The organism is Streptomyces sp. NPDC001020 (assembly GCF_053599115.1).
Window position 1 is genome coordinate 85,569 of record NZ_JBSFLQ010000004.1, and the last position, 20,389, is coordinate 105,957.

Annotated in this window: 22 protein-coding genes and 1 pseudogene; 11 read left to right on the plus strand and 12 right to left on the minus strand. The window is 70.4% G+C overall.

Annotated elements, in window-relative coordinates; translation table 11 throughout:
* Positions 1–43: 43 nt before the first annotated feature.
* From ACWDEX_RS04690 to ACWDEX_RS04700, 3 genes and pseudogenes are all read right to left on the minus strand, one after another.
* A complete protein-coding gene (locus tag ACWDEX_RS04690) occupies positions 44–829 on the minus strand; it encodes an electron transfer flavoprotein subunit beta/FixA family protein (protein ID WP_450461733.1) in 786 nt (261 codons plus the stop codon).
* A gap of 193 nt (positions 830–1,022) precedes the next feature.
* Positions 1,023–1,532 (minus strand): flavin reductase family protein, encoded by a 510-nt coding sequence (locus ACWDEX_RS04695; RefSeq protein WP_450461734.1) that lies wholly within the window; start codon positions 1,530–1,532, stop codon positions 1,023–1,025.
* Between the two features lie 232 nt (positions 1,533–1,764).
* Positions 1,765–2,162: pseudogene (locus ACWDEX_RS04700) on the minus strand (TlpA family protein disulfide reductase).
* 278 nt (positions 2,163–2,440) lie between these two features.
* Between ACWDEX_RS04700 and ACWDEX_RS04705 the strand changes: the two are divergent.
* Entirely contained in the window at positions 2,441–3,169 is a 729-nt protein-coding gene (locus ACWDEX_RS04705; RefSeq protein ID WP_450461735.1) for a lysophospholipid acyltransferase family protein, read from the plus strand.
* A gap of 40 nt (positions 3,170–3,209) precedes the next feature.
* Here ACWDEX_RS04705 and ACWDEX_RS04710 read toward each other — a convergent pair whose 3' ends face one another.
* The 4 genes from ACWDEX_RS04710 to ACWDEX_RS04725 all read right to left on the minus strand — a co-directional run bounded on the left by ACWDEX_RS04710 (position 3,210) and on the right by ACWDEX_RS04725 (position 7,361).
* The gene (locus tag ACWDEX_RS04710) at positions 3,210–3,911 is read right to left on the minus strand and encodes a B3/B4 domain-containing protein (RefSeq protein WP_450461737.1); all 702 of its coding nucleotides are present in this window, start codon (positions 3,909–3,911) and stop codon (positions 3,210–3,212) included.
* Between the two features lie 167 nt (positions 3,912–4,078).
* Positions 4,079–5,158, minus strand: a complete 1,080-nt coding sequence (locus ACWDEX_RS04715) for a threonine aldolase family protein (RefSeq protein WP_450461738.1) — start codon at positions 5,156–5,158, stop codon at positions 4,079–4,081.
* Positions 5,155–5,907, minus strand: a complete 753-nt coding sequence (locus ACWDEX_RS04720; protein ID WP_450461739.1) for an SDR family NAD(P)-dependent oxidoreductase — start codon at positions 5,905–5,907, stop codon at positions 5,155–5,157. Before ACWDEX_RS04720 ends, ACWDEX_RS04715 begins: the two co-directional genes overlap by 4 nt.
* Positions 5,908–5,963: 56 nt before the next feature.
* A complete protein-coding gene (locus tag ACWDEX_RS04725) occupies positions 5,964–7,361 on the minus strand; it encodes a DUF6421 family protein (protein WP_450461740.1) in 1,398 nt (465 codons plus the stop codon).
* 367 nt (positions 7,362–7,728) lie between these two features.
* On the opposite strand from ACWDEX_RS04725, the gene ACWDEX_RS04730 reads away from it, so the two are divergent.
* Positions 7,729–8,412, plus strand: coding sequence for a glycerophosphodiester phosphodiesterase (locus ACWDEX_RS04730; protein WP_450461741.1), 684 nt, complete (start codon positions 7,729–7,731; stop codon positions 8,410–8,412).
* A 26-nt stretch (positions 8,413–8,438) separates the two neighbouring features.
* On the opposite strand, the gene ACWDEX_RS04735 is transcribed toward ACWDEX_RS04730, so the two are convergent.
* Entirely contained in the window at positions 8,439–9,005 is a 567-nt protein-coding gene (locus ACWDEX_RS04735; RefSeq protein ID WP_450461742.1) for a GNAT family N-acetyltransferase, read from the minus strand.
* Between the two features lie 87 nt (positions 9,006–9,092).
* On the opposite strand from ACWDEX_RS04735, the gene ACWDEX_RS04740 reads away from it, so the two are divergent.
* Positions 9,093–9,485: a VOC family protein gene (locus ACWDEX_RS04740; protein WP_450461743.1), complete on the plus strand. Its 393-nt coding sequence runs from the start codon at positions 9,093–9,095 to the stop codon at positions 9,483–9,485.
* 37 nt (positions 9,486–9,522) lie between these two features.
* On the opposite strand, the gene ACWDEX_RS04745 is transcribed toward ACWDEX_RS04740, so the two are convergent.
* Together ACWDEX_RS04745 and ACWDEX_RS04750 are read right to left on the minus strand one after the other, a co-directional pair.
* Complete coding sequence (locus tag ACWDEX_RS04745; RefSeq protein ID WP_450461744.1) at positions 9,523–10,146, minus strand: MarR family winged helix-turn-helix transcriptional regulator; 624 nt, start codon at positions 10,144–10,146, stop codon at positions 9,523–9,525.
* Complete coding sequence (locus ACWDEX_RS04750) at positions 10,143–11,780, minus strand: FUSC family protein (RefSeq protein ID WP_450461745.1); 1,638 nt, start codon at positions 11,778–11,780, stop codon at positions 10,143–10,145. The genes ACWDEX_RS04745 and ACWDEX_RS04750 overlap by 4 nt, the downstream gene beginning before the upstream one ends.
* Before the next feature lie 169 nt (positions 11,781–11,949).
* Here ACWDEX_RS04750 and ACWDEX_RS04755 point away from each other — a divergent pair, with 169 nt between their 5' ends.
* From ACWDEX_RS04755 to ACWDEX_RS04775, 5 genes are all read left to right on the plus strand, one after another.
* The gene (locus tag ACWDEX_RS04755) at positions 11,950–12,492 is read left to right on the plus strand and encodes a DUF5134 domain-containing protein (protein WP_450461746.1); all 543 of its coding nucleotides are present in this window, start codon (positions 11,950–11,952) and stop codon (positions 12,490–12,492) included.
* A 116-nt stretch (positions 12,493–12,608) separates the two neighbouring features.
* Positions 12,609–13,544: a M56 family metallopeptidase gene (locus ACWDEX_RS04760; RefSeq protein ID WP_450461747.1), complete on the plus strand. Its 936-nt coding sequence runs from the start codon at positions 12,609–12,611 to the stop codon at positions 13,542–13,544.
* Positions 13,545–13,613: 69 nt separating this feature from the next.
* Complete coding sequence (locus ACWDEX_RS04765) at positions 13,614–14,315, plus strand: phosphatase PAP2 family protein (RefSeq protein ID WP_450461748.1); 702 nt, start codon at positions 13,614–13,616, stop codon at positions 14,313–14,315.
* A gap of 39 nt (positions 14,316–14,354) precedes the next feature.
* Positions 14,355–15,047, plus strand: coding sequence for an HAD family hydrolase (locus ACWDEX_RS04770; protein WP_450461902.1), 693 nt, complete (start codon positions 14,355–14,357; stop codon positions 15,045–15,047).
* A 215-nt stretch (positions 15,048–15,262) separates the two neighbouring features.
* Positions 15,263–15,946: a TetR/AcrR family transcriptional regulator gene (locus tag ACWDEX_RS04775; protein ID WP_450461749.1), complete on the plus strand. Its 684-nt coding sequence runs from the start codon at positions 15,263–15,265 to the stop codon at positions 15,944–15,946.
* 192 nt (positions 15,947–16,138) lie between these two features.
* On the opposite strand, the gene ACWDEX_RS04780 is transcribed toward ACWDEX_RS04775, so the two are convergent.
* Positions 16,139–16,597 carry a DUF6214 family protein gene (locus tag ACWDEX_RS04780; RefSeq protein ID WP_450461903.1) on the minus strand — a complete coding sequence of 153 codons (459 nt, stop codon included), beginning with the start codon at positions 16,595–16,597 and terminating at the stop codon, positions 16,139–16,141.
* A 217-nt stretch (positions 16,598–16,814) separates the two neighbouring features.
* Here ACWDEX_RS04780 and ACWDEX_RS04785 point away from each other — a divergent pair, with 217 nt between their 5' ends.
* Positions 16,815–18,158 carry an FAD-dependent oxidoreductase gene (locus ACWDEX_RS04785; RefSeq protein WP_450461750.1) on the plus strand — a complete coding sequence of 448 codons (1,344 nt, stop codon included), beginning with the start codon at positions 16,815–16,817 and terminating at the stop codon, positions 18,156–18,158.
* A 96-nt stretch (positions 18,159–18,254) separates the two neighbouring features.
* On the opposite strand, the gene ACWDEX_RS04790 is transcribed toward ACWDEX_RS04785, so the two are convergent.
* Positions 18,255–18,614, minus strand: a complete 360-nt coding sequence (locus tag ACWDEX_RS04790; protein ID WP_450461751.1) for an ArsR/SmtB family transcription factor — start codon at positions 18,612–18,614, stop codon at positions 18,255–18,257.
* A gap of 157 nt (positions 18,615–18,771) precedes the next feature.
* On the opposite strand from ACWDEX_RS04790, the gene ACWDEX_RS04795 reads away from it, so the two are divergent.
* Positions 18,772–19,851, plus strand: coding sequence for an NADH:flavin oxidoreductase/NADH oxidase (locus ACWDEX_RS04795; RefSeq protein WP_450461752.1), 1,080 nt, complete (start codon positions 18,772–18,774; stop codon positions 19,849–19,851).
* A gap of 232 nt (positions 19,852–20,083) precedes the next feature.
* Entirely contained in the window at positions 20,084–20,371 is a 288-nt protein-coding gene (locus ACWDEX_RS04800) for a metal-sensitive transcriptional regulator (protein ID WP_450461753.1), read from the plus strand.
* The last annotated feature ends 18 nt before the right edge of the window (positions 20,372–20,389 follow it).

Below are 20,389 nucleotides of genomic sequence, written 5' to 3' on the forward strand. Positions count from 1 at the left end.
CTTGCGGATTGCGAAGTCTGAGGGGCGGTGAAGGTGGCGAGCCTTAGATGAACTTCTGGCTCGCGAGGAACTCAGCGAGCTGCTTGCCGCCCTCGCCCTCGTCCGTGACGATGGTGCCCGCGGTGCGCGCCGGGCGCTCGGCCGCGGTCTCGACCTTCGTCCAGGCACCCTCCAGGCCGACCTCCTCGGCCTCGATGTCCAGGTCCGACAGGTCCCAGGCCTGAACCGGCTTCTTCTTGGCCGCCATGATGCCCTTGAACGACGGGTAGCGCGCCTCACCCGACTGGTCGGTCACCGACACCACGGCCGGCAGCTGCGCCTGCAGCTGCTCGGAGGCCGTGTCGCCGTCGCGGCGGCCCGTGACGACGCCGTCCTCGACCGCGACCTCGGACAGCAGGGTGACCTGCGGGACACCCAGACGCTCGGCCAGCAGCGCCGGCACCACACCGGCGGCGCCGTCGGTGGAGGCCATACCGGAGATCACCAGGTCGTAACCGGCCTTCTCGATCGCCTTGGCCAGCACCAGCGAGGTACCGATGACGTCCGTGCCGTGCAGGTCGTCGTCCTCCACGTGGATCGCCTTGTCGGCACCCATGGACAGGGCCTTGCGCAGCGCGTCCTTGGCGTCCTCAGGGCCCACCGTCAGCACGGTGACCTCGGCGTCATCCGCGTTCTCGGCGATCTGCAGGGCCTGCTCGACCGCGTACTCGTCGAGCTCGGAGAGCAGACCGTCCACATCGTCACGGTCCACGGTCAGGTCCTTGGCGAAGTGCCGGTCACCAGTGGCGTCGGGCACGTACTTCACAGTGACAACGATCCTCAAGCTCACGCCGGCTCTCCTACTGCATCGTCAATTCTGGGCTGCCTCTTGCAGGCAGCATAGGCGCCTGAAGCGGCCGATCCCGATCGGGGCGACCCCGCGCTCCGAACGGAATATTACTCGCCAGTACACCCAGTGGATGCCCGCTGAGCAAGCGCTTCGAACTGTGACCTTGGCAACGCTGTGTAACCGGCCAGTAGGGTCAGTCTCGCAGGCCCTTGAAACGTCCTTGGTGGTAGAGGAGCGGGCGTCCGTCACCCGAGGGATCGCCGACGACGACCTCGGCCAGCACAATGCGATGGTCTCCGGCCGGCACACGTGCCACCACACGGCAGACCAGCCACGCGAGTACGTCGTCCAGGACGGGGACGCCCTCGGGGCCCTCGCGCCAACTCGTGGGCGCCCCGAAGCGGTCGGCGCCGCTTTTGGCGAAGGTGCGAGCCAGGGTTTCCTGGTGCTCGCCGAGTATGTGCACGCCGACATGGTCGGCCTCGGAGATGACGGGCCAGCTGGAGCCGCCGACGCCGATGCCGAACGAGACGACCGGGGGCTCGGCGGAGACGGAGGTCAGGGAAGTGGCGGTGAAGCCGACCGGGCGGCCGCCCCGCTGGGCCGTGATCACGGCGACCCCCGCCGCGTGCCGCCGGAAGACGGAGCGCAACAGGTCCGGGGAGGCGAGCCGAGGGGCGCGGAGGTCGGGCGTGGCCGTCATGGAGCTGTCCTTCTGCGAGAGGTGGCGTGCGGGGACCCCCGAGCAGGGGGAAGGTCCGTGGCTGCTCATTCAGCCCGGACAGTGCGCACACTCGCGGTACGGGCCAGGACCACGTGGACACGCTCGAAGAGAAGGAGTTCCGGGGCCATAGGGTCAGGCTGACGATAGCTGGTGTGCGCAGTCAAGTTCGCCCCGGGATCTGGGAGATGCGTCACCAACGGCCGAGGGCGCATCAGACGGCCGTGCCGAGCGCGGCGATCACATCCACCTTGCGCGGCTGTCCCGTCGCACGTCGTACGATCCGACCGTCCGCGTCGAGGACGAGGACGGTCGGCGTCTTGAGGATGCCGAGGGCGCGCACGAGTTCGAGCTGCTGCTCGGCGTCGATCTCCACATGGGCGACACCTGGCACCATGGTCGCCACCTCGGCGAGGATCCGCCGCGTCGCGCGACACGGGGCGCAGAACGCACTGGAGAACTGGACTAGCGTGGCCCGGTCACCGAGCCCCTGCCCCAACTCGGCTGCACCGAGCCACTTGCCGTCGCGCTGTCCGTACACTCTCACTCTCCCGCTCCGCGACCGGCACGGCGTCCCGCGCGACTCGCCGACGCGAGCACGGCGACGCTCACCTGGTCCGGTCATCATCTGCTCCAGCGTTCACGAGACCGCGAACATTCCCGACTCCTGTCGCCCGGTCACGGACCGGACCACCGGCGGAGTTGGAGGCGTCGAGGTCAGGGCCCAAGTGGCCCATACGGCTGACGTGACGAGTATCTCGCTGTTCAGCGGCACCAGAGCTGGCCCATCGGCCGTTCTTGGGGCACGATCGCAACGTGCCGTAAACCTACGGCTGCGTAACTTCCGCCGGGAGTCCCTTCCCAGGCAGAGAGAAGGGTCCGCCCCGTCCATGGCTGAGCTCGTCTACCGTCCTGTCATCGGTCTTGCCCTCACGACGTTCAAGGCATGGGACCTGAAGATCGACTGCAAGGGGTCGGAGAACGTCCCGCGCTCGGGCGGTGCGGTGCTGGTGAGCAATCACATCAGCTATCTCGACTTCATCTTCAACGGCCTGGCAGCACTGCCGCAGAAGCGTCTGGTGCGTTTCATGGCCAAGGAGTCCGTCTTCCGGCACCGGATCTCCGGCCCACTGATGCGCGCCATGAAGCACATCCCGGTCGACCGCAAGCAGGGCGAGGCGGCGTACGCGCACGCTCTGGACTCGCTGAAGTCGGGTGAGGTGGTCGGCGTCTTCCCCGAGGCCACGATCTCGCAGTCGTTCACCCTGAAGAGCTTCAAGTCGGGTGCCGTGCGCCTGGCCCAGGAAGCGGGCGTTCCGTTGGTCCCGATGGCCGTGTGGGGCACCCAGCGGTTGTGGACGAAGGGCCACCCGCGCAACTTCAAGCGCAGCCACACCCCGATCACGATCCGGGTCGGCGAGGCGATGGAGGCCCCGCGCGACACGTACGCGGGCGCGCTCACCCGCCAGCTGCGCGAGCGCGTCCAGGAGTTGCTGGAGGCGGCTCAGCGTGCCTACCCCGGCCGCCCGAAGGGCCCGGAGGACGCCTGGTGGATGCCCGCCCACCTCGGCGGCACGGCCCCCACGCCGGAACAACTGCGCACGGCCGAGGTGCACTGACGCGCGACCGGCGTACCGCCGCCGCAGACTCTGTCACGACTCAAGCCGCCGACTGCGGGGCTCCTACGGTGATCCGCGCCCCGGGGCTGAACTTCTCGAGCAGTTCCGCGAGTTCGGTGGCCGCCGCCTCCACCTCCGGGACCGGCATCGGGGCCAGGCTCTCGAGCAGGAAAACGCCGGAGGTGCTCCGCTCGGTGAGGCGAGTGCGGGAGCCCTGGCGCCAGTTCCAGCGGCGGCAGGTGACACCCACCTCGTCCCGCCACACCACCTCGCCGGCCTCGGGGTGTTCGACGACCTCCTCGCCGCCGGCCACCGTCACGAAGTCCTCGTCGCCGACGGCTCGCACCAGGCGCATGCCGCCCTGGATCAGGTGGATGTCCTCGCCGCCGACAGGGATGAGATGGGCAACGCTGATGGCGTTGTAGAGGTCGACGAGGACGTTGATGCGGGGTAGCCCGGCGTCGGACAGAGCCCTTCTCGCCAGCGCCTCGGCCGAGTTGCGGGTACGGGAGGGCTTCGCGCCGAAGGCCGTGTAGGCCTCACGCCAGGCGGCCATGTGCGGGTCATCGTGCGGGGCTCGCCCGTCGAGGCGTGAGGCGAGGCGACGGGCGGCGTCGTCCAGGAGTGCGGAGCCGGCCTCAGTACTGGGGCCGTTGACCAGGCCGTGCGCCTCCACGGTCATATGGGTGAAGCCGGGCGCGAGCGCGCGCACCTCGTCGGACACGGTGAGTGTGAGCGTCATCTTCTCTGGCCTCGGGGTTCACAGTACGGTGGGGAGCGCCTTCCATGACCAGGCCCGGCTTGTTACCGCGCGGTGCGCCGGATCAGCTCCATGCCCTCAGAGCATAGGAATGCGACCGACCGACAGTCAATGACATTTCGATCGATCGCATACCTATGCAAGGCGTCTCAGGGTTCGTACCGCGCCATCTCTTCCTTGAGTGCCGCCACGAACCGGTCCACGTCCTCCTCGGTCGTGTCGAAGGCGCACATCCAGCGGACGTCACCTGCGGCCTCGTCCCAGAAGTAGAAGCGGAAACGCTTCTGCAGGCGCTCGCTCACCTCGTGCGGCAGACGCGCGAAGACGGCGTTGGCCTGCACCGGGTAGAGGATCTCGACACCGTGGACGGCGCGCACGCCCTCCGCGAGGCGCTGCGCCATCTCGTTGGCATGGCGAGCGTTGCGCAGCCACAGGTCCTTGGCGAGCAGAGCCTCCAACTGCACCGACACGAAGCGCATCTTGGAGGCGAGCTGCATGGACAGCTTGCGCAGGTGCTTCATATGGCTGACGGCGTCCTGGTTGAGGACGACGACCGCCTCGCCGAACAGCGCGCCGTTCTTCGTTCCCCCCAGGGAGAGGATGTCGACGCCGACCGCGTTGGTGAACGTCCGCATCGGCACGTTCAGGGAGGCTGCCGCGTTGGATATGCGGGAGCCGTCCAGGTGCACCCGCATTCCGCGCGCGTGGGCGTGCTCGCAGATCGCGCGGATCTCGTCCGGCGTGTAGAGGGTGCCCAGTTCGGTGCTCTGGGTGATCGAGACGACCTGCGGCATAGCGCGGTGCTCGTCCTCCCAGCCCCAGGCCTGGCGGTCGATCAGCTCGGGCGTGAGCTTGCCGTCGGGCGTGGGCACGGTGAGCAGCTTGAGGCCGCCCATGCGTTCGGGAGCGCCGCCCTCGTCCACGTTGATGTGCGCGCTCTCGGCGCAGATCACCGCGCCCCAGCGGTCGGTGACCGCCTGGAGCGCGACGACGTTCGCGCCGGTGCCGTTGAAGACCGGGAACGCCTCCGCGGTGGCACCGAAGTGGCCGCGGATGATCCCCTGAAGGTTCTCGGTGTACGCGTCCTCGCCGTACGCGACCTGGTGGCCGACGTTGGCCAGCGCCAGGGCGGCCATCACCTCCGGGTGGGCCCCGGCGTAGTTGTCACTGGCGAAACCGCGGACCTGCGGGTCGTGGTGGCGACGCGCGTCGGTCCTGGGACGGTTCACGGCTTCTCGGTCAGCCACAGACGGTTTCCGTTCGCTTCTGCGGCGGGCTTGTCCCATACTCCGGCGATGGCCTCGGCCAGGTCCTTGACGTCGGTGAAGCCCGCGAACTTCGCGTTGGGACGCTCGGCGCGCATCGCGTCGTGCACCAACGCCTTCACGATCAGGATCGTAGCCGCGGACGTCAAGCCGCTCTCGCCCGCCGTCTTGCGGAAGCCGTCCGCCATGGCCAGCGTCCAGGCCTCGGCGGCGGCCTTCGCGGCGGAGTACGCCGCGTTACCCGCGGTCGGCTGGGACGCCCCGGCGGCGCTGATCAGGACGTACCGGCCGCGCTCGCTGCGCTGAAGTGCGTCGAAGAACGCCAGTGAAGTGTGCTGCACGGTGCGGATGAGCAGCTTCTCCAGCAGGTCCCAGTCGTCGATACCGGTACGCGTGAAGGCCTTGCCGCCGCGCCAGCCACCGACGAGATGGACGATCCCGTCGACGTGTCCGTACTCCTTCTCGATGTGGTCCGCCCAGTCGCGGGTCGACTGCAGGTCGAGCAGGTCGACCGTCTCTCCCACGACGCTGGCGCCCCCGTGTGCGTAGGAGGCGGCGTCCACGGCCTCCGCCAGGCGCTCGGGGCTGTTGTCCGCCCCGATCACGACCGCCCCGGCCTCGGCGAGCCGGATCAGCGTCGCCTTGCCGGCGGGTCCGCCCGCGCCGGCCACCGCGATCACCGCACCGCTGAGCGGACCGTTCCCGTTGCCCATGTTCCTCGCCTCCTGAGCAGCCTTCGCTGCCTCACCCATACCTACGGCGCCGACGCTCACGCGGCGGCCTGCTCGGGGGTCTCCGCGGTGATGCCCTTGGTCGAGGCGATCACGTTCTTGATCTTCTTGGAGAGCGCCTCGTAGAACATGCTCAGCGGAAACTCGTCCGCCAGCACGTCGTCCACGAGCTTACGCGGCGGCAGCGTCAGGTCCAGGGCGTCCGGGCCCTTGGCCCAGCGGGAGGCCGGGTGCGGGGCGAGATAGGTGGAGACCAGCTCGTACGCCTTGAACCAGTGGACGAGCTTGGGGCGGTCAATGCCGTCCCGGTAGAGCTTCTCGATCTCGCCGCACAGCTGGTTGGTGATCTCGGGGGCGCGCTGCCAGTCGATGTGCAGCTTGTTGTCGGTCCAGCGGACGACGTCGTGCTTGTGCAGGTAGGCGAAGAGCAACTGGCCGCCGAGTCCGTCATAGTTGCGGACGCGCTCGCCGGTGACCGGGAAGCGGAACATGCGGTCGAAGAGGACCGCGTACTGCACGTCGCGACCTTGCGGGAAGCCGTCGGCCTCCAGCTTCACGGCCTCCTTGAACGAGGTGAGGTCGCAGCGCAGCTCCTCCAGGCCGTACATCCAGAACGGCTGGCGCTGCTTGATCATGAACGGGTCGAACGGCAGGTCGCCGTGGCTGTGGGTGCGATCGTGGACCATGTCCCACAGGACGAAGGCCTGCTGGCTGCGCTCCTGGTCGTGCACCATCGCGGCGATGTCCTCGGGCAGCTCCAGGCCCAGGATGTCGACGGCGGCCGCGGTGACGCGGCGGAAGCGGGCGGCCTCACGGTCGCAGAAGATGGCACCCCAGGTGAAGCTCTCGGGGGCCTCGCGCACGGCGACGGTCTCCGGGAACAGGACGGCCGAGTTGGTGTCGTAGCCCGGGGTGAAGTCCTCGAAGGTGATGCCGCAGAACAGCGGGTTGTCGTAGCGGGTGGCCTCCAGCTCGGCGAGCCACTCCGGCCAGACCATGCGCAGGACGACCGCTTCGAGGTTGCGGTCCAGGTTGCCGTTCTGCGTGTACATCGGGAAGACCACCAAGTGCTGCCTGCCGTCCTCGCGGTGGGCGGCGGGCTGGAAGGCCAGCAGCGAGTCCAGGAAGTCGGGCACCTTGAAGCCCTCGGCGGCCCACCGGCGCAGGTCCTTGACGAGCGCCTCGTGGTAGGCGGCGTCGTGGGGCAGCAGCGGGGAAAGCTCCTCCACGGCCTGCGCCACACGGCCCACGGCAAGCTCGGCGTCCGCGAGGGCGGGCGCACCTTCGGCGTCGAAGTCGATCGAACCGTCCTTGGACTGCCACGGCCGGATCTGCTCCACGGCATCCTTGAGCACGGGCCAAGCCGGATGGTCCACCACCCTGCCCTGCGAAGGAACCTGCTCCTCCGAACCCGCCTGCACAAGAATTTCCGTCATAACCCATCCTCCACGGGAGAACCTCTCGTCAGGACACCGTATGCATACGAGGTTTCTCCCAGCAAGAGGACAATCGGGAAATTATCCTGCCCCACCCCTGCCTTCACCGATCATTTTCCTGTCGGGCACCACAGGGCGGCGCCTCCCGTACGGCGGCGCATGAGGTCAACAGCCCTATGACGCGCCCACCCAAGAGTGACCCGCGGCTGGGCGTACGGCCCCGCAATCGCGCCATGCCGCGCGCCGACAGGCCCGCGTAGGAACGGGTCCGGCGCGGGGCCGGGCCGTTAGGCTGCGGCCGTGCCGCGCGGGTACGGGAGCGCCGCGCGCGGAAGCCGAGCCGCCGTCGACGGAAGCGAGTTGAACCTTGAACTTCCTCACCATCGGTCACCGCGGAGTCATGGGTGTCGAACCTGAGAACACCCTCCGGTCCTTCGTCGCCGCCGAGCGCGCGGGCCTCGATCTGATCGAACTCGATCTGCATCTGAGCAAAGACGGCGCCCTCGTGATCATGCACGACGCCGATGTGGACCGTACAACCGACGGCACGGGCCCGATCGCCGGGAAGACCCTCGCCGAGCTGCGCACGCTTGACGCGGGCCGCGGTGAGCGCGTCCCGGTCTTCGAGGAGGTCCTGGACACGGTGCGGGCACCGCTGCAGGCGGAGATCAAGGACGTGGCCGCGGCACGTGCGCTTGCCGAGGTCATGCAGCGCAGGGACCTGGTCGCCCGGGTCGAGGTGTCATCGTTCCACGCCGAGGCGATCGCCGAGATCACACGGCTCGTACCGGGCGTGCGCACCGCGCTCGTCGCCAGCCGCTACGGCACCGACGTCGTGGAGCGCGCCGTCACGGCCGGTGCCAAGACCGTCTGTCTCAACATTCGCCGGCTGACCCTGGAGGTGGTCGAGCACGCGCGCAAGGCGGACCTGAGGATCATCGGCTGGGTGGTGAACACCCAGGACCACCTGCGGCTCGTCCGCGCACTGGCGCTGGACGGCGCGACCACGGACTACCCGGAGATCAAGCGCACCGGCCGCTTCACCGCGTGAGCGTCGCACCGCGCACGCAGCGGTTGTCAGGCCAGCGGCTTGACCAGCAGTTCGAACCGCAGGTCGTCGCGCTGCGGGATACCGAAACGCTCCTCGCCGTACGGGAAGGGGCTCATCCGTCCCGTACGGCGGTAGCCGCGCCGCTCGTACCAGGCGATCAGGTCATCCCGTACGGAGATCACGGTCATGTGCATCTCGGAGACGCCCCAGGTCGCGCGGACGATCCGTTCCGCCTCGGCGATGACCACCTTGCCGAGCCCTCCGCCCTGGATGCCGGGGCTGACCGCGAACATGCCGAAGTAGGCGTGGTCGCCGCGCTGTTCGAGCTGACAGCAGGCGACGATCGCTCCGCCGCGCTCGACGGTGAGCAGCCTGCTGTCGGGCGACTGTACGACCTCGCGCACGGCCTCCGAGTCGGTACGCGGCCCCTCCAGCAGGTCCGCCTCGGAGGTCCATCCGGCCCGACTGGAGTCGCCGCGGTACGCCGAATCGATCAGCGCGACCAGCGCGTCGACGTCAGCGTCGGTGGCGTCACGGAACGTCAGTCCAGTTGTGGCGCCTGCGGTGCTGACGGCGCTGGTAAGACTGTCCATGGGCGGCTTCTCCAATGCGGGGGCGCGGCTCGGGCACCGGACGAGGGTAGCCGTCCGGCTGGTGCCGCAGCACTAGGCTCCGCCTGTATGGTCCACGTACTGAGCAGCCGCACTCTTCTGCGTCCCACCGACCTCGAGCGTTCCCATGCCTTCTACGGCGAGAAGCTGGGGCTTCCGGTCTACCGGGAGTTCGGTACGGGTCCGGAGCGTGGGGTCGTCTACTTCCTCGGCGGGGGCTTCCTGGAAGTGGCGGGCCGCAGCGACGTCCCGCCCTCCCCCGCGCTGAAGCTGTGGTTGCAGGTGCCGGACATGGCGGCCGCGCGCGAGGAGCTGGTCGGCGCGGGTGTGGCGATCGCGCGTCCGCCGGTGAGGGAGCCATGGGGTCTGATCGAGATGTGGATCGAGGACCCGGACGGCACGGAGATCGTCCTGGTGGAGATCCCCGCGGAACACCCCCTGCGCTACCGCCCGGGTATCTGATGCCGCCGACCGGACACGGACCGTGGACCGTGGGCGGTCAGCCGCGCGGCGTCCCGAGCCGGCCCTCCAGTTGGACGAGCAACTCCGCGAGCAGGGCCGCGAGGCCACGCTGTCCGTCGTCGTCGAGGCCGGACAGGACGGTCGTCTCGTAGGAGAGCTGTTCGGGCAGGATGCCGTCGACGAGGTCGCGGCCCGCGTCCGTGAGGTGGACATGGGCGACTCGACGGTCCCGGGTGTCGCCGCGCCGCTCGATCAGACCGCGTTCGCTGAGCTGCTTGAGGCGTTTGGTGACGGCAGCGCCGGAGGAGAACGTCTCGCGGGCGATCTCGCCGGGCGTCAACTCGTGGCCGGTGCGCCGGAGAGTGCCGAGGACGTCGAATTCGGGCCGGGTGAGCCCGGCCCTGCGCAGCGGTGCGTCCTCGGCCTGCTGGAGCAGGGCGGCGCAGCGGTTGATACGGCCGATGATCTCCATAGGGGCGGTGTCGATGTGGGGGTGGACGGCATGCCACTGGCGCACGACGGCAGCGACGGTGTCACCCATGGGACCACGCACGGCCGACGCGCTCCCCGCGGCCCGCCCTCGGGCGGTCCCGGCGCCGCCGGCCGTCCGCCCGGCGGCACCGCTCCCCGTCGTGTCCACCCGTCCGTTCGCTGCCGTCATGCCCGTGTGCCTTCCGAGATGTGCAGTCCCTGCCGTCGTACCGTCGCGGCGAGCGTACGGTGCCCGGCCTGTTCGGCGCGCAGCACCCGCTCTTCCGGCAGTGCGCCCAGCCACCACTCGCCGGCCGCGGCGTCGGCGGCGGCACGCAGGTCCACGACGGCGGCGGCCAGGGCACGGCGCGCGGCCTCCAGGGTGCCGGGGTCGGGGCGGTGGGCGGCCACGACCACGGCCGCGTGCTCGCGGGCGCGGTCCACGGCGGCGAGCGCGTGCTCGATACGATCGCCGGCACGCCGGTTGGTGACGGCGATGGCGGCGACGAAGCCGGCCAGGGCCCCGACGAGGGTGTCCAGGACCCGGTCGGCCATCAGCCCGCCGGGCTCCTGATAGCGGGCGAACTCGGTGACGAGCAGCGCCATCGGGGTCACGCAGACGCTGCCGAGCCAGTAGTTGCGGCTGATCAGCGCTTCGGCACCGAAGTTGAGGGCCAGCCCGCACAGAACGAGGGACAACTGGCTGAGATGGATGAGTGGGGCCATCGCCGCGAAGAACAGGACGCCGACGAGGTTGCCGACGACGCGTTGGACGCCGCGGCGCCAGGTGAGGGTGACGTTGGCCTGGTAGAGCGAGGCAGCGGTGACCAGCGCCCAGTACGGTCGGCCGATGCCGAGCGCGAGCGAGGCGTAGCCGGCGAGGGCACAGCCGAGCGCGGTGCGCAGGGCGAGGGGGGCGAGCGGACCGAGGCGGCGGTGCAACGGACGCGGTCGGCTGTCCAGTTCGACCTCGACGCCGAGGAGTTCGTCGGCGGCCTCACCGAGATCATCGGGCCGCGGGAGGGACCCGGCGCCCCGCAGGGCGTGGGCCCAGGCGCGCAGCCGCTCGGGATCGGTGTCGGCGGGCGCGGCGAGCGCCACCTCGGCGCGGACGACGAGCCGTTCGAGGGTGCGCCTGGGTGCGGAGCGGGCGCCGGTGAACAGCAGCGACTGCCAGGCGGTGTGTACGGCGGCCGCGGCACCGGCCCGGGTCGCGGCCGTCTGTGTTTCGACGAATGCGGCGGTGGCGCTCAGGGCGTGGGCGGTGGCGCGGCGCTCGGGCCCGTGCGGCCGCAGGAGGCCGGGTGCCATGCCCACGATCCACGACCAGGCGCCCGCCGCCACGGCCAGCGCGACATGGCCGGGCACCTGACCGAGGGTCTGTGGGACGAACAAGGACGCCGAGCTGATGAAGGTGAAGATCACACTGCCGGGCGGTCCTATGCGGGTCGCGTCGCAGAGCGCCTTCTGGGCCGCAGCGAGCAGGGCGCCGACGGCCACCAGGACCACGGCGTTCGTGGTGAGCGACGCGGCGACCAGGGCGGCGGCGAGCCCGCCGACCATGCCGAGCACGACCCAGGCAAGGGCACGGGCCCGGGCCGCGTAGGGCCGGTTGTGTGCGTAGAGGGCACAGAGCGAGCCCGCCATCGTGTAGACCGCCAGGTCGAGACGACCGAGGGCGAGCAGGGTCAGGTTCGGCGGAGCGACCGCGGCGACCACACTCAGCGCGGGTTTGAACCAGATGTCGGAGGGCCTGCCGAGCCGCAGCAGCCCGGACAGGGGCAGAGGGCGCACACGGGAGGTCCTGGGGGTCACACTGCTCATACCTACAAGATTAACAGGTGTTTTACTCGTAAAAGATGCCGCATGGAGGGCCTGGACCTGCGTCGCGTGCCCCACGCTCCCCCTCGTACCCCTGTGCGCTCGCGTGCGCACCATCGGTGACGGGCATGCCCTGTGCGTCCGTCCGGGACCGTCGAGTGGGAGGTGCGCGGTGCACGGACCGACCGCACCCGGGTGGCTGCTCGTCGCGCTGTGCGCGGCGAGCGGTGCCTACTGTCTGCTGCGTATGCGCAGCACGGTCGAGGAACAGCGCCGGGACGCGGGCGGTGAGGCGCTGATGGGCTTCGGCATGGCGGTGATGGCCGTGCCCGCGGCGGTCGCGGCGCCGCCGCGCTGGGCCTGGATCGCCTACCTGGTGATCTTCGGCTCGGCCGCCGTACGGGCCCTGTTCGCCGCCCGCACACATGCCCACCATCTGGTGGGCGCGTTCGCGATGGTCTACATGGCGGGCTCGATGGTCTCCTCCCCCGGCCACCACGGGCACGGCGGCGTCCCGCTCCTCACGGGGGTGTTCCTGCTCTACTTCGCGGGGTACGTGCTGTGGGCCGGGGTGCGCCTCGTGCCGGTCGCCGCAGTGACCGGAGCCGGGGCCGGGGCCACACGCTCCGTGGGCTGGGGCGACCGCCCCGAACTCACGCGTGCCTGCCGCCTGTCCATGACCATCGGGATGCTGGCGATGCTCCTCAGCGCCTGACGCCCGCCCCACGCCCCGTTCCGGCCACGAAAAAGGCCGGGCAAGACCGTGGCGTACGTCACTTTGCCGCGACAGTGCGTATCCCCTGGTACCGCCCGGCTCATAGGCTTCGGCCCATGATGGTCCCCGCGGCACTGCTGTTGCTCGGCGCCCTGACCGCCTTCCTCGCTCCGCGGCTGCTTGCCCGAGCGGACTGGCCTGACCGGGAACCGGTGGTCGCCCTGTGGGTGTGGCAGTGCACGGTGGCGGCCGTTCTGGTGTGCTGCGCGCTGTCGATGACGCTGAGCGCGGCCGCGGCCTGGACGGCCGTGCGGGGCCATGTGTTCGCCCCCGCGCCGCATTCGGTCGTGGACGCCTACGCACCGAGCACCGGAAGCCCCTGGGCCGCGACGACCGCCGTGGCCCTGGCCTGCGGCGGGGCATGGAGCGCGGTGATGCTGGTCCGGGAGGTCGCCCGAGCACGGGCGCGCCGGCGACAGAGCCGGGCCGAACTGCTCGTCCGCGCCCCCCTGTTGCCCGGCGAGAAGCCTGGCGACGAGCGGCTGGTGGTCCTCGAGGGAGAGCGCTCGGACGCGTGGTGGCTACCCGGGGTCACGTCCCGACTGGTCATCACCACAGCCGCGTTGCGCCGCCTCAAGGGCAAACAACTGGATGCCGTACTCGCCCACGAGCAAGGGCACGCGCGGGCCCGGCACGACTGGCTGCTGCACGCCTCGGCCGCGCTCGCCCATGGTTTTCCGCAGGTGCCGGTCTTCGCCGCGTTCCGGGACGAGATACACCGGCTGGTCGAGCTCTCCGCCGACGACATGGCCTCGCGCCGCTTCGGCCGCCTCACGACCGCGCTCGCCCTGGTGGAACTCAACGAGGATCGGGGCGTGTTCGGTCCCGGCCCCGCCCCCCACGCCCATGTGCCGCAGCGCGTCCACCGCCTCCTGGCTCCCCCCGAGCGGCTCCCGGCGGTGCACCGGCTGCGGCTGACGGCGACCGCGGCGCTGGTGCCGGTGATCCCGGTGCTTGTGGCGTTCGTTCCGGGGCTGCGGGCCCTCGGGTAACCACCGGTCACGGGCTTCGACGGCGCAGCTCGTTGGCCCGGAGCCGTACGTGTCAGCGAGGATCACGCCATGCATCTCGCGCCCGTCGACTCACCACCCCATCGGCAACGCCTCCGGACCATGGCACTGGCCGCGACGGCCCTGGCCGCCGCGTCGCTGCTGCTCCTCATGCTGGTCGTCGTCTCCTGGCACCCGCTCATGGCACTGGACGGCGACATCGCGCGCGCCACGCACCGCTGGGCGGTCGGCCATCCGGAACTCACGCACATCTCCCGCATCCTGACGGACTGGGTATGGGACCCACTGACCATGCGCATCCTGTGTGCGGCCGCCGTGCTGTGGCTGGTGTGGCGGCACCGGGCATGGTGGCTCGCTCTGTGGACGGCAGCCACCTGTGCGCTCGGCACACTGGTGCAGCAGTCCCTCAAGGCGGCCGTCGGCCGGGCGCGCCCCGTGTGGCCCGATCCCGTCGACTCGGCCCACTACGCGGCCTTCCCCTCAGGTCACGCCATGACAGCGACGGTGGTGTGCGGCCTGCTGCTGTGGCTCCTTCGCCGGTACGGTGCCGGGCGCACCCTGTGGCGCACCGCGCTCGTGGTGGCCGCGGTCTCCGTCCTGGGCGCGGGACTGACCCGTGTCTGGCTCGGCGTGCACTGGCCGTCGGACGTGATGGGCGGCTGGCTGCTCGGGGCCCTGCTGGTCGCGCTCGCGGTGGCCTCGTACGAGCGGTGGCACGGTTCGTACAAGACGTGGCCTGCGGGGCGCTCTTGACCCACGGAACACATGTCCCGAAGGATCGGTGCCGTGGCGATCAAAGGCGTTCTCTTCGACTTCTCCGGGACACTCTTTCGCATCGAACCGACCGAATCGTGGCTGCGTGCGGTCCTGACGGAGGCCGGCATCACCCTGGCCGAACCGGAGTTGGCCCACGCGGCGGAGCGGTTGGAGCGGGCGGGCGCACTGGCCGGCGGTTCCCTTCCCACGGAGCCGCTGCCTGAGGACCTCGCCGCACTGTGGGCGGTCCGGGACCGCAGCGCCGAGGCGCACCGGGCCGCGTACACCGGCGTCTCGCGTCAGGTGCCACTGGCGGACCCACGGCTCCATGACGCGCTGTACGACCCCCATATGACGCCCGCCGCCTGGCAGCCCTACCCCGACTCTGTCGAGGTGCTCGGCGCGTTGCGGAAGCGCGGGGTGGCCGTCGGCGTGGTCAGCAACATCGGCTGGGACCTGCGGCCGATCTTCCGTGCGCACGGCCTCGACCCTTACGTGGGCGCATACGTTCTGTCGTACGAACACGGCATCCAGAAGCCGGACACACGACTGTTCGCCCTCGCCTGCGACGCGCTCGGCGTCGCCCCGCAGGACACGCTGATGGTCGGCGACGACCGCCGCGCGGACGGCGGCGCGGCGGAACTGGGCTGTGCGGTGCACTTCGTCGACCACCGTCCGGTGGCCGAACGCCCGGACGGGCTCCGCCCTCTGCTGGATCTGATCGGCTGAGCCGTCCGTCCGGGCGCCTTCCCTTCGGGAAATGGCGCAGCGGACCTTCCGTGCCTGATCCGGCGTGGGGCCGTTCGACGGCTGGGGCAACCGCGACCGCCCTGGGCCATCCCCCGCGTGACCCAGAGCCGTCGCAGCCCGGCACCGAACCGCCGAGGCGGGTCCGGGACGCGTTGAGTATATTGGCTGGCAGCCAGTCAACGCAGGAGTCCAGCATGTCCCCCCGCAGCGCCTCGGTCAATGAAGAACTGCGGCGGCGTTCCCGCGAACGGCTCCTTCAGGCCGCCGTCGAACTGGTCAGCGAGCGCGGTTACGACGCGACCACGCTGGGCGACATCGCGGACCGCGCGGGCTCCGCCCGGGGCCTGGTGTCGTACTACTTCCCCGGCAAACGACAGCTCCTGCAGTCGGCCGTGCACCGGCTGATGCACCGCACCCTGGAGGAGGCCCTGGAGCGCGAGCCGCGCACCGAGGACGGCCGGGAGCTGATGGCGCGGGCCGTCGACGCGATCCTGGGCCTCACCGTCCACCACCCCGTGCTCATGCGCCAGCACATGGCGGGCATCCTGCAGGCCGAGGGGTTCGTGCAGTGTCCCGAGCAACAGCGGCTGGCGGAGTTGCTGCGGGTCACGGTCACCCGGTACGGGTCGACGGACCCCGGCACCGACTACGCGATGCTGCGGGCCCTGCTGATGGGGGCGGTCTACGCGGCGCTGGTGCCGGGCGTTCCGATGCCGCTGCCCGCGCTGCGGGCCGAGTTGTTCAGGCGGTACGACCTGGACCAGGAGATGGGTGCCCCGCCGGAACCTGAGGGGGCCTGCAGTGCCTACGCCTCGGATCTGTCGCGGTTCTTCGCTACGGAGAGCCGTCGCCCGGAAGATGACGACCAGCCGAAGTAGTGAAGTAGTACGGCGGCTGTGTGTTTTCGGCGCTTGTTCGCCTTCTGATCGGAGATCACCACGCACCTGAGCGCGAAGATCGCCTTGCCTGGACTTGGCCGATAACCTTCGGGCGCCGCGGGGCCCTGGTGGACATCGGGAAGTCGTGACGCGCCCGTTCCTTCGCCCGGCGTCGGAGCGCAGGGCGTCCGTTCAACGTCTGATGTGACGTGGTGTCAAAAACCCGGCGTCGCGTGCAGCGCCGATCAGTTTCAGCGATCTGCGGCGACTGTTCCCGGTCGCGCGCATCACCGCGAGCACCGGATCGGCGCCCTTCTCCTGGGCCGCACGGTATGCCTCGGCCACCAGGCGCCACCCTTCGACGCCACGCGGCACCTGAGGGCGGGTCGTACAACCGGACTCCTCGGCAGGTTCGCCGCACGGCCGGACACCGCACGCCTCGAGCAACGGTCCCTCGATCCGGTTCGCGAGCGCCGCGAGATCGTCGAGAGACAGGGGCGGCTCGGCCCGTACCTCCTCGATCGCCACGCACCCGCCGGACACCACGGCCAGGACCTCGACCAGTGCCCCGTTGGCAAGGTCGAGTCGCACGCCGAGCCACGACGTGGTGCTCTCGCGGTCCTGCACTTCCCATGCAGGCCACACGGACACAACCCCGTCCGATCGAAAATGATCAGAAGGTTTCTGAAAGGCGGCTTCCAGCACACACGCAACGTAAGTGAATGGTCACATTGGCGGCGGGGAGCCACGCACGGGGAGGGTGCATCGCACCCCGTCGGACCAGCGCCACCCTCGCCGCTGCTCCCCTCTCGCCGCGCGCGGTGCCATGCTGGAGCCACCAGCGACCTCCTCCGCGAGGGAGTTCCCCGTGCTGCATGTCGCCATCGTCGGTTCCGGGCCCAGCGGGGTCTACACCGCACAGAACCTTGTCCAGCAGGATCCGGAGGTGCGGGTCGACGTCCTCGACCGGCTGCCCTGCCCGTACGGGCTGGTCCGATACGGCGTCGCGCCCGACCACGAGAAGATCAAGTCACTGCAGAACAATCTGCGCACGGTCCTGGAGCACGACCGGATCCGCTTCCTCGGTGGCGTCCCCGTGGGTGCGGGCGGGGTGCCGTCCGCCCGGCTGCGCGAGCTGTACCACGCAGTGGTCTACTGCGTGGGCGCCGCGACCGACCGGCACCTCGGCATCCCCGGCGAGGAGCTGCCCGGCAGCTGGTCGGCGACCGAGTTCGTGTCCTGGTACAGCGCGCACCCGGACTCCGTCGCCGGCGGTTTCCTGCTCGGAGCCCGAACGGCCGTGGTGATCGGCGTCGGGAACGTCGCGGTGGACGTGGCCCGCATGCTGGCCCGCGGGGTGACGGAACTGAGCCCCACCGACATGCCGCAAGCGCCGCTCACCGCGCTGGCGGCGAGCAAGGTCACCGAGATCCACATGGTGGGGCGGCGCGGCCCCTCCCAAGCCCGCTTCACCACCAAGGAGCTGCGCGAGCTGGATACCCTGCCGGACACCGACGTGGTCGTGGACGAGCAGGAGTTGGCCTGTGATCCGGCGTACGTCGATCCGTCCGGACTTCCGGCCGCCCAGCGCCGCAACGTGGAGGTGCTCCGCGGCTGGGCCGCGACACCGCCGCGGGGCGGCACCCGTCGGATCCGACTGCGCTTCTTCCTGCGCCCGGTCGAACTGCTCGCCGACTCAGGCCGCGTGGGCGCCGTGCGCTTCGAGCGGACGGTGCCCGACGGGCACGGCGGGGTGAGGGGCAGCGGGCGGTACGAGGACATCGAGGCCCAACTCGTGCTGCGCTCGGTCGGCTACCGCGGAGTGCCGCTGGAGGGGCTCCCGTTCGATCCGGAGACCGGGACGGTGCCGCACCAGGCGGGACGGGTGCTGCGGGACGGGGCGGTCTCGCCGGGTGAGTACGTGGCCGGGTGGATCAAGCGGGGTCCGACAGGCGTGATCGGCACCAACCGGCCGTGCGCGAAGGAGACGGTGACCTCGCTGCTGCAGGACGTGCCCGATCTCGTACGACGCGACGTACCCGACGACGCGTCGGCGGCCCTGCGCGCGGACGGCCTCGCGCCCGTCGACTGGGCGGGGTGGCTGGCGATCGAGCGGGCGGAGGCGGAGCTGGGGGCGTCGCTGGGACGGAGCGTGGTGAAGCTGCCGGACTGGCGGTCCCTCATGGCCGCCGTGCACAACAGCACCCCCTGAGCGCGAGAGGTCTGCGCAGGCACCCCGCGGACGACTCACGACCAGGTCACGTCGGAGCCGCCGCGACTCGTCGGGCACCTCCCCTCCAAGGCCGGTTCAGCCGCCCCCGAGGCGGGCTGCCTGAAGGGCGGCGGCGGCCAGGAGTGCGGGAAGAAGCCCCGGAAAGAGGTCGTCCAGGTCATCCCCACGAAGGCCGTTCATCTTGGCCGTGCCCCGGTAGACCTGCCGGATGACCCCGCTCTCGCGGAGCACCCGGAAGTGGTGCGTGGTCGTGGACTTCGTGACGGGCAGTGCGAACTGGGAGCAGGTGAGCTCGCCGCCGTCGTGGGCGAGCTCCCGCACGATCCGCAGCCGCATGGGGTCCGAGAGCGCGTGCAGCACTGCCTCCAGACGGATCTCCTCGCGCGCCGGGTGCGGAAGGTCACGGCTACCGGTGGCGGGGGTGTCGGTGGTCACGACGGCTCCACTTCGTACAGGAGTTCATTCCAGGACACGGCGGCACCGCCGGCCTACTACCCCTCCATTGTACGAGGACCGCCGTAGTTTGACACTTCCCGTACTACGAGGGTTATCGTAGGAACAGTCCACCGGCCCCGTACGAATGGAGTCCGCCGTGAGCGCGCTCTTCGAGCCCCACACCCTGCGCGACGTCACCATCCCGAACCGGATCTGGATGCCCCCGATGTGCCAGTACTCGGCGGCACCAGAGGGTCCCTCGATGGGCGCGCCCCACGACTGGCACTTCGCGCACTACGCGGCACGAGCGGCCGGAGGAACGGGACTGATCATCGTCGAGGCGACCGCGGTCTCACCCGAGGGCCGGATCTCCCCATACGACCTGGGGCTGTGGAACGACACGCAGACCGAGGAATTCCGTCGCATCACACGCTTCCTCAGGGAGCAGGGCACGGTGCCGGCGATCCAGCTCGCGCACAGCGGCCGCAAGGCCTCGACCGACCGCCCCTGGAAGGGGGGCGCACCGGTCGGCGCCGACGCACACGGCTGGCGGCCCGTCGCCCCGAGCGCACTGCCCTTCGACGCACACCACCCGGTACCGGCCGAGCTGACCGTGGACGAGATCCAAGACCTCGTAGGCCGGTTCGCGGACGCGGCGCGCCGCGCCCTCGCCGCCGGCTTCGAGGTCGCAGAGATCCACGGCGCCCACGGCTACCTGATCCATGAGTTCCTCTCGCCGCACTCCAACCACCGCACGGACGCCTACGGCGGCTCGTACGAGAACCGCACCCGCTTCGCGCTCGAGGTCGTCGACGCCGTACGCGAGGTGTGGCCGGACGACAAGCCGCTGTTCTTCCGCATCTCCGCCACCGACTGGCTCGACGAGAACGGCTGGACGGCCGACGACACGGTCCGCTTCGCGGCCGAACTGCAGACGCACGGCGTGGACCTGCTCGACGTCTCGACGGGTGGCAACGCCGCGGGGGTGCGCATCCCGGCCGATCCCGGCTACCAGGTCCCCTTCGCGGCCCGTGTGAAGGCGGAGACCTCCCTTCCGGTCGCCGCCGTCGGGCTGATCACCAGTGCGGGGCAGGCCGAGAAGATCCTGGCCAACGGCGAGGCCGACGCGGTACTGCTGGGCCGTGAACTGCTCCGCAACCCGTCCTTCGCCCGCCACGCGGCCCGCGACCTGGGCGGCGAGGTGCACGTGCCGAACCAGTACCACCGCTCGGTCTGACACCGGCGGCGGTCCGCCGGGTTCGACGCCCTCCGGGGCGCGTCGGACCCGGCGGCACTGACGACACCGGACCGGCCGGACGTACGGCACCCCCCGGACCAAGACTCGCCGCACAGGTGGAGCGAATGCATCGATGGCCGTCAAATCGGACATCGATGCCATCCTTGGGATTGCCACTGACTCCCCCAGGCGAGGTAACTTACCCCTAGGGGTATTCCAAGAGGAGCTGATCGTGGACATGGATCTCGCGGGCACCGAGCTGCGCGCCGTGCTGAACCGACTGCGCCGTGCACAGGGCCAGATCTCCGGCGTGATCCGGATGATCGAGGAGGGTCGCGACTGCGAGGACGTGGTCACCCAGCTCGCCGCCGCGTCCCGGGCTCTCGACCGAGCGGGCTTCGCGATCATCGCGACCGGCCTGCAGCAGTGCCTGATCGACGGCGAGGGCGGCGCCAAGCCGACCGAGGACCGCGAGGAACTACGGGCGCGGCTGGAGAAGCTGTTCCTGTCGCTGGCGTGAGGACGCGGTCGCCCGGCT

What these genes read in the sequence shown, in the direction of transcription:
- ACWDEX_RS04695 (WP_450461734.1), bottom strand. Translation starts at nt 1,532, where the DNA reads ATGACGGCCACGCCCGACCTCCGCGCCCCTCGGCTCGCCTCCCCGGAC.
- ACWDEX_RS04705 (WP_450461735.1), top strand. Translation starts at nt 2,441, where the DNA reads ATGGCTGAGCTCGTCTACCGTCCTGTCATCGGTCTTGCCCTCACGACG.
- ACWDEX_RS04710 (WP_450461737.1), bottom strand. Translation starts at nt 3,911, where the DNA reads ATGACGCTCACACTCACCGTGTCCGACGAGGTGCGCGCGCTCGCGCCC.
- ACWDEX_RS04720 (WP_450461739.1), bottom strand. Translation starts at nt 5,907, where the DNA reads ATGGGCAACGGGAACGGTCCGCTCAGCGGTGCGGTGATCGCGGTGGCC.
- ACWDEX_RS04725 (WP_450461740.1), bottom strand. Translation starts at nt 7,361, where the DNA reads ATGACGGAAATTCTTGTGCAGGCGGGTTCGGAGGAGCAGGTTCCTTCG.
- ACWDEX_RS04735 (WP_450461742.1), bottom strand. Translation starts at nt 9,005, where the DNA reads ATGGACAGTCTTACCAGCGCCGTCAGCACCGCAGGCGCCACAACTGGA.
- ACWDEX_RS04740 (WP_450461743.1), top strand. Translation starts at nt 9,093, where the DNA reads ATGGTCCACGTACTGAGCAGCCGCACTCTTCTGCGTCCCACCGACCTC.
- ACWDEX_RS04745 (WP_450461744.1), bottom strand. Translation starts at nt 10,146, where the DNA reads ATGACGGCAGCGAACGGACGGGTGGACACGACGGGGAGCGGTGCCGCC.
- ACWDEX_RS04750 (WP_450461745.1), bottom strand. Translation starts at nt 11,780, where the DNA reads ATGAGCAGTGTGACCCCCAGGACCTCCCGTGTGCGCCCTCTGCCCCTG.
- ACWDEX_RS04760 (WP_450461747.1), top strand. Translation starts at nt 12,609, where the DNA reads ATGATGGTCCCCGCGGCACTGCTGTTGCTCGGCGCCCTGACCGCCTTC.
- ACWDEX_RS04765 (WP_450461748.1), top strand. Translation starts at nt 13,614, where the DNA reads ATGCATCTCGCGCCCGTCGACTCACCACCCCATCGGCAACGCCTCCGG.
- ACWDEX_RS04775 (WP_450461749.1), top strand. Translation starts at nt 15,263, where the DNA reads ATGTCCCCCCGCAGCGCCTCGGTCAATGAAGAACTGCGGCGGCGTTCC.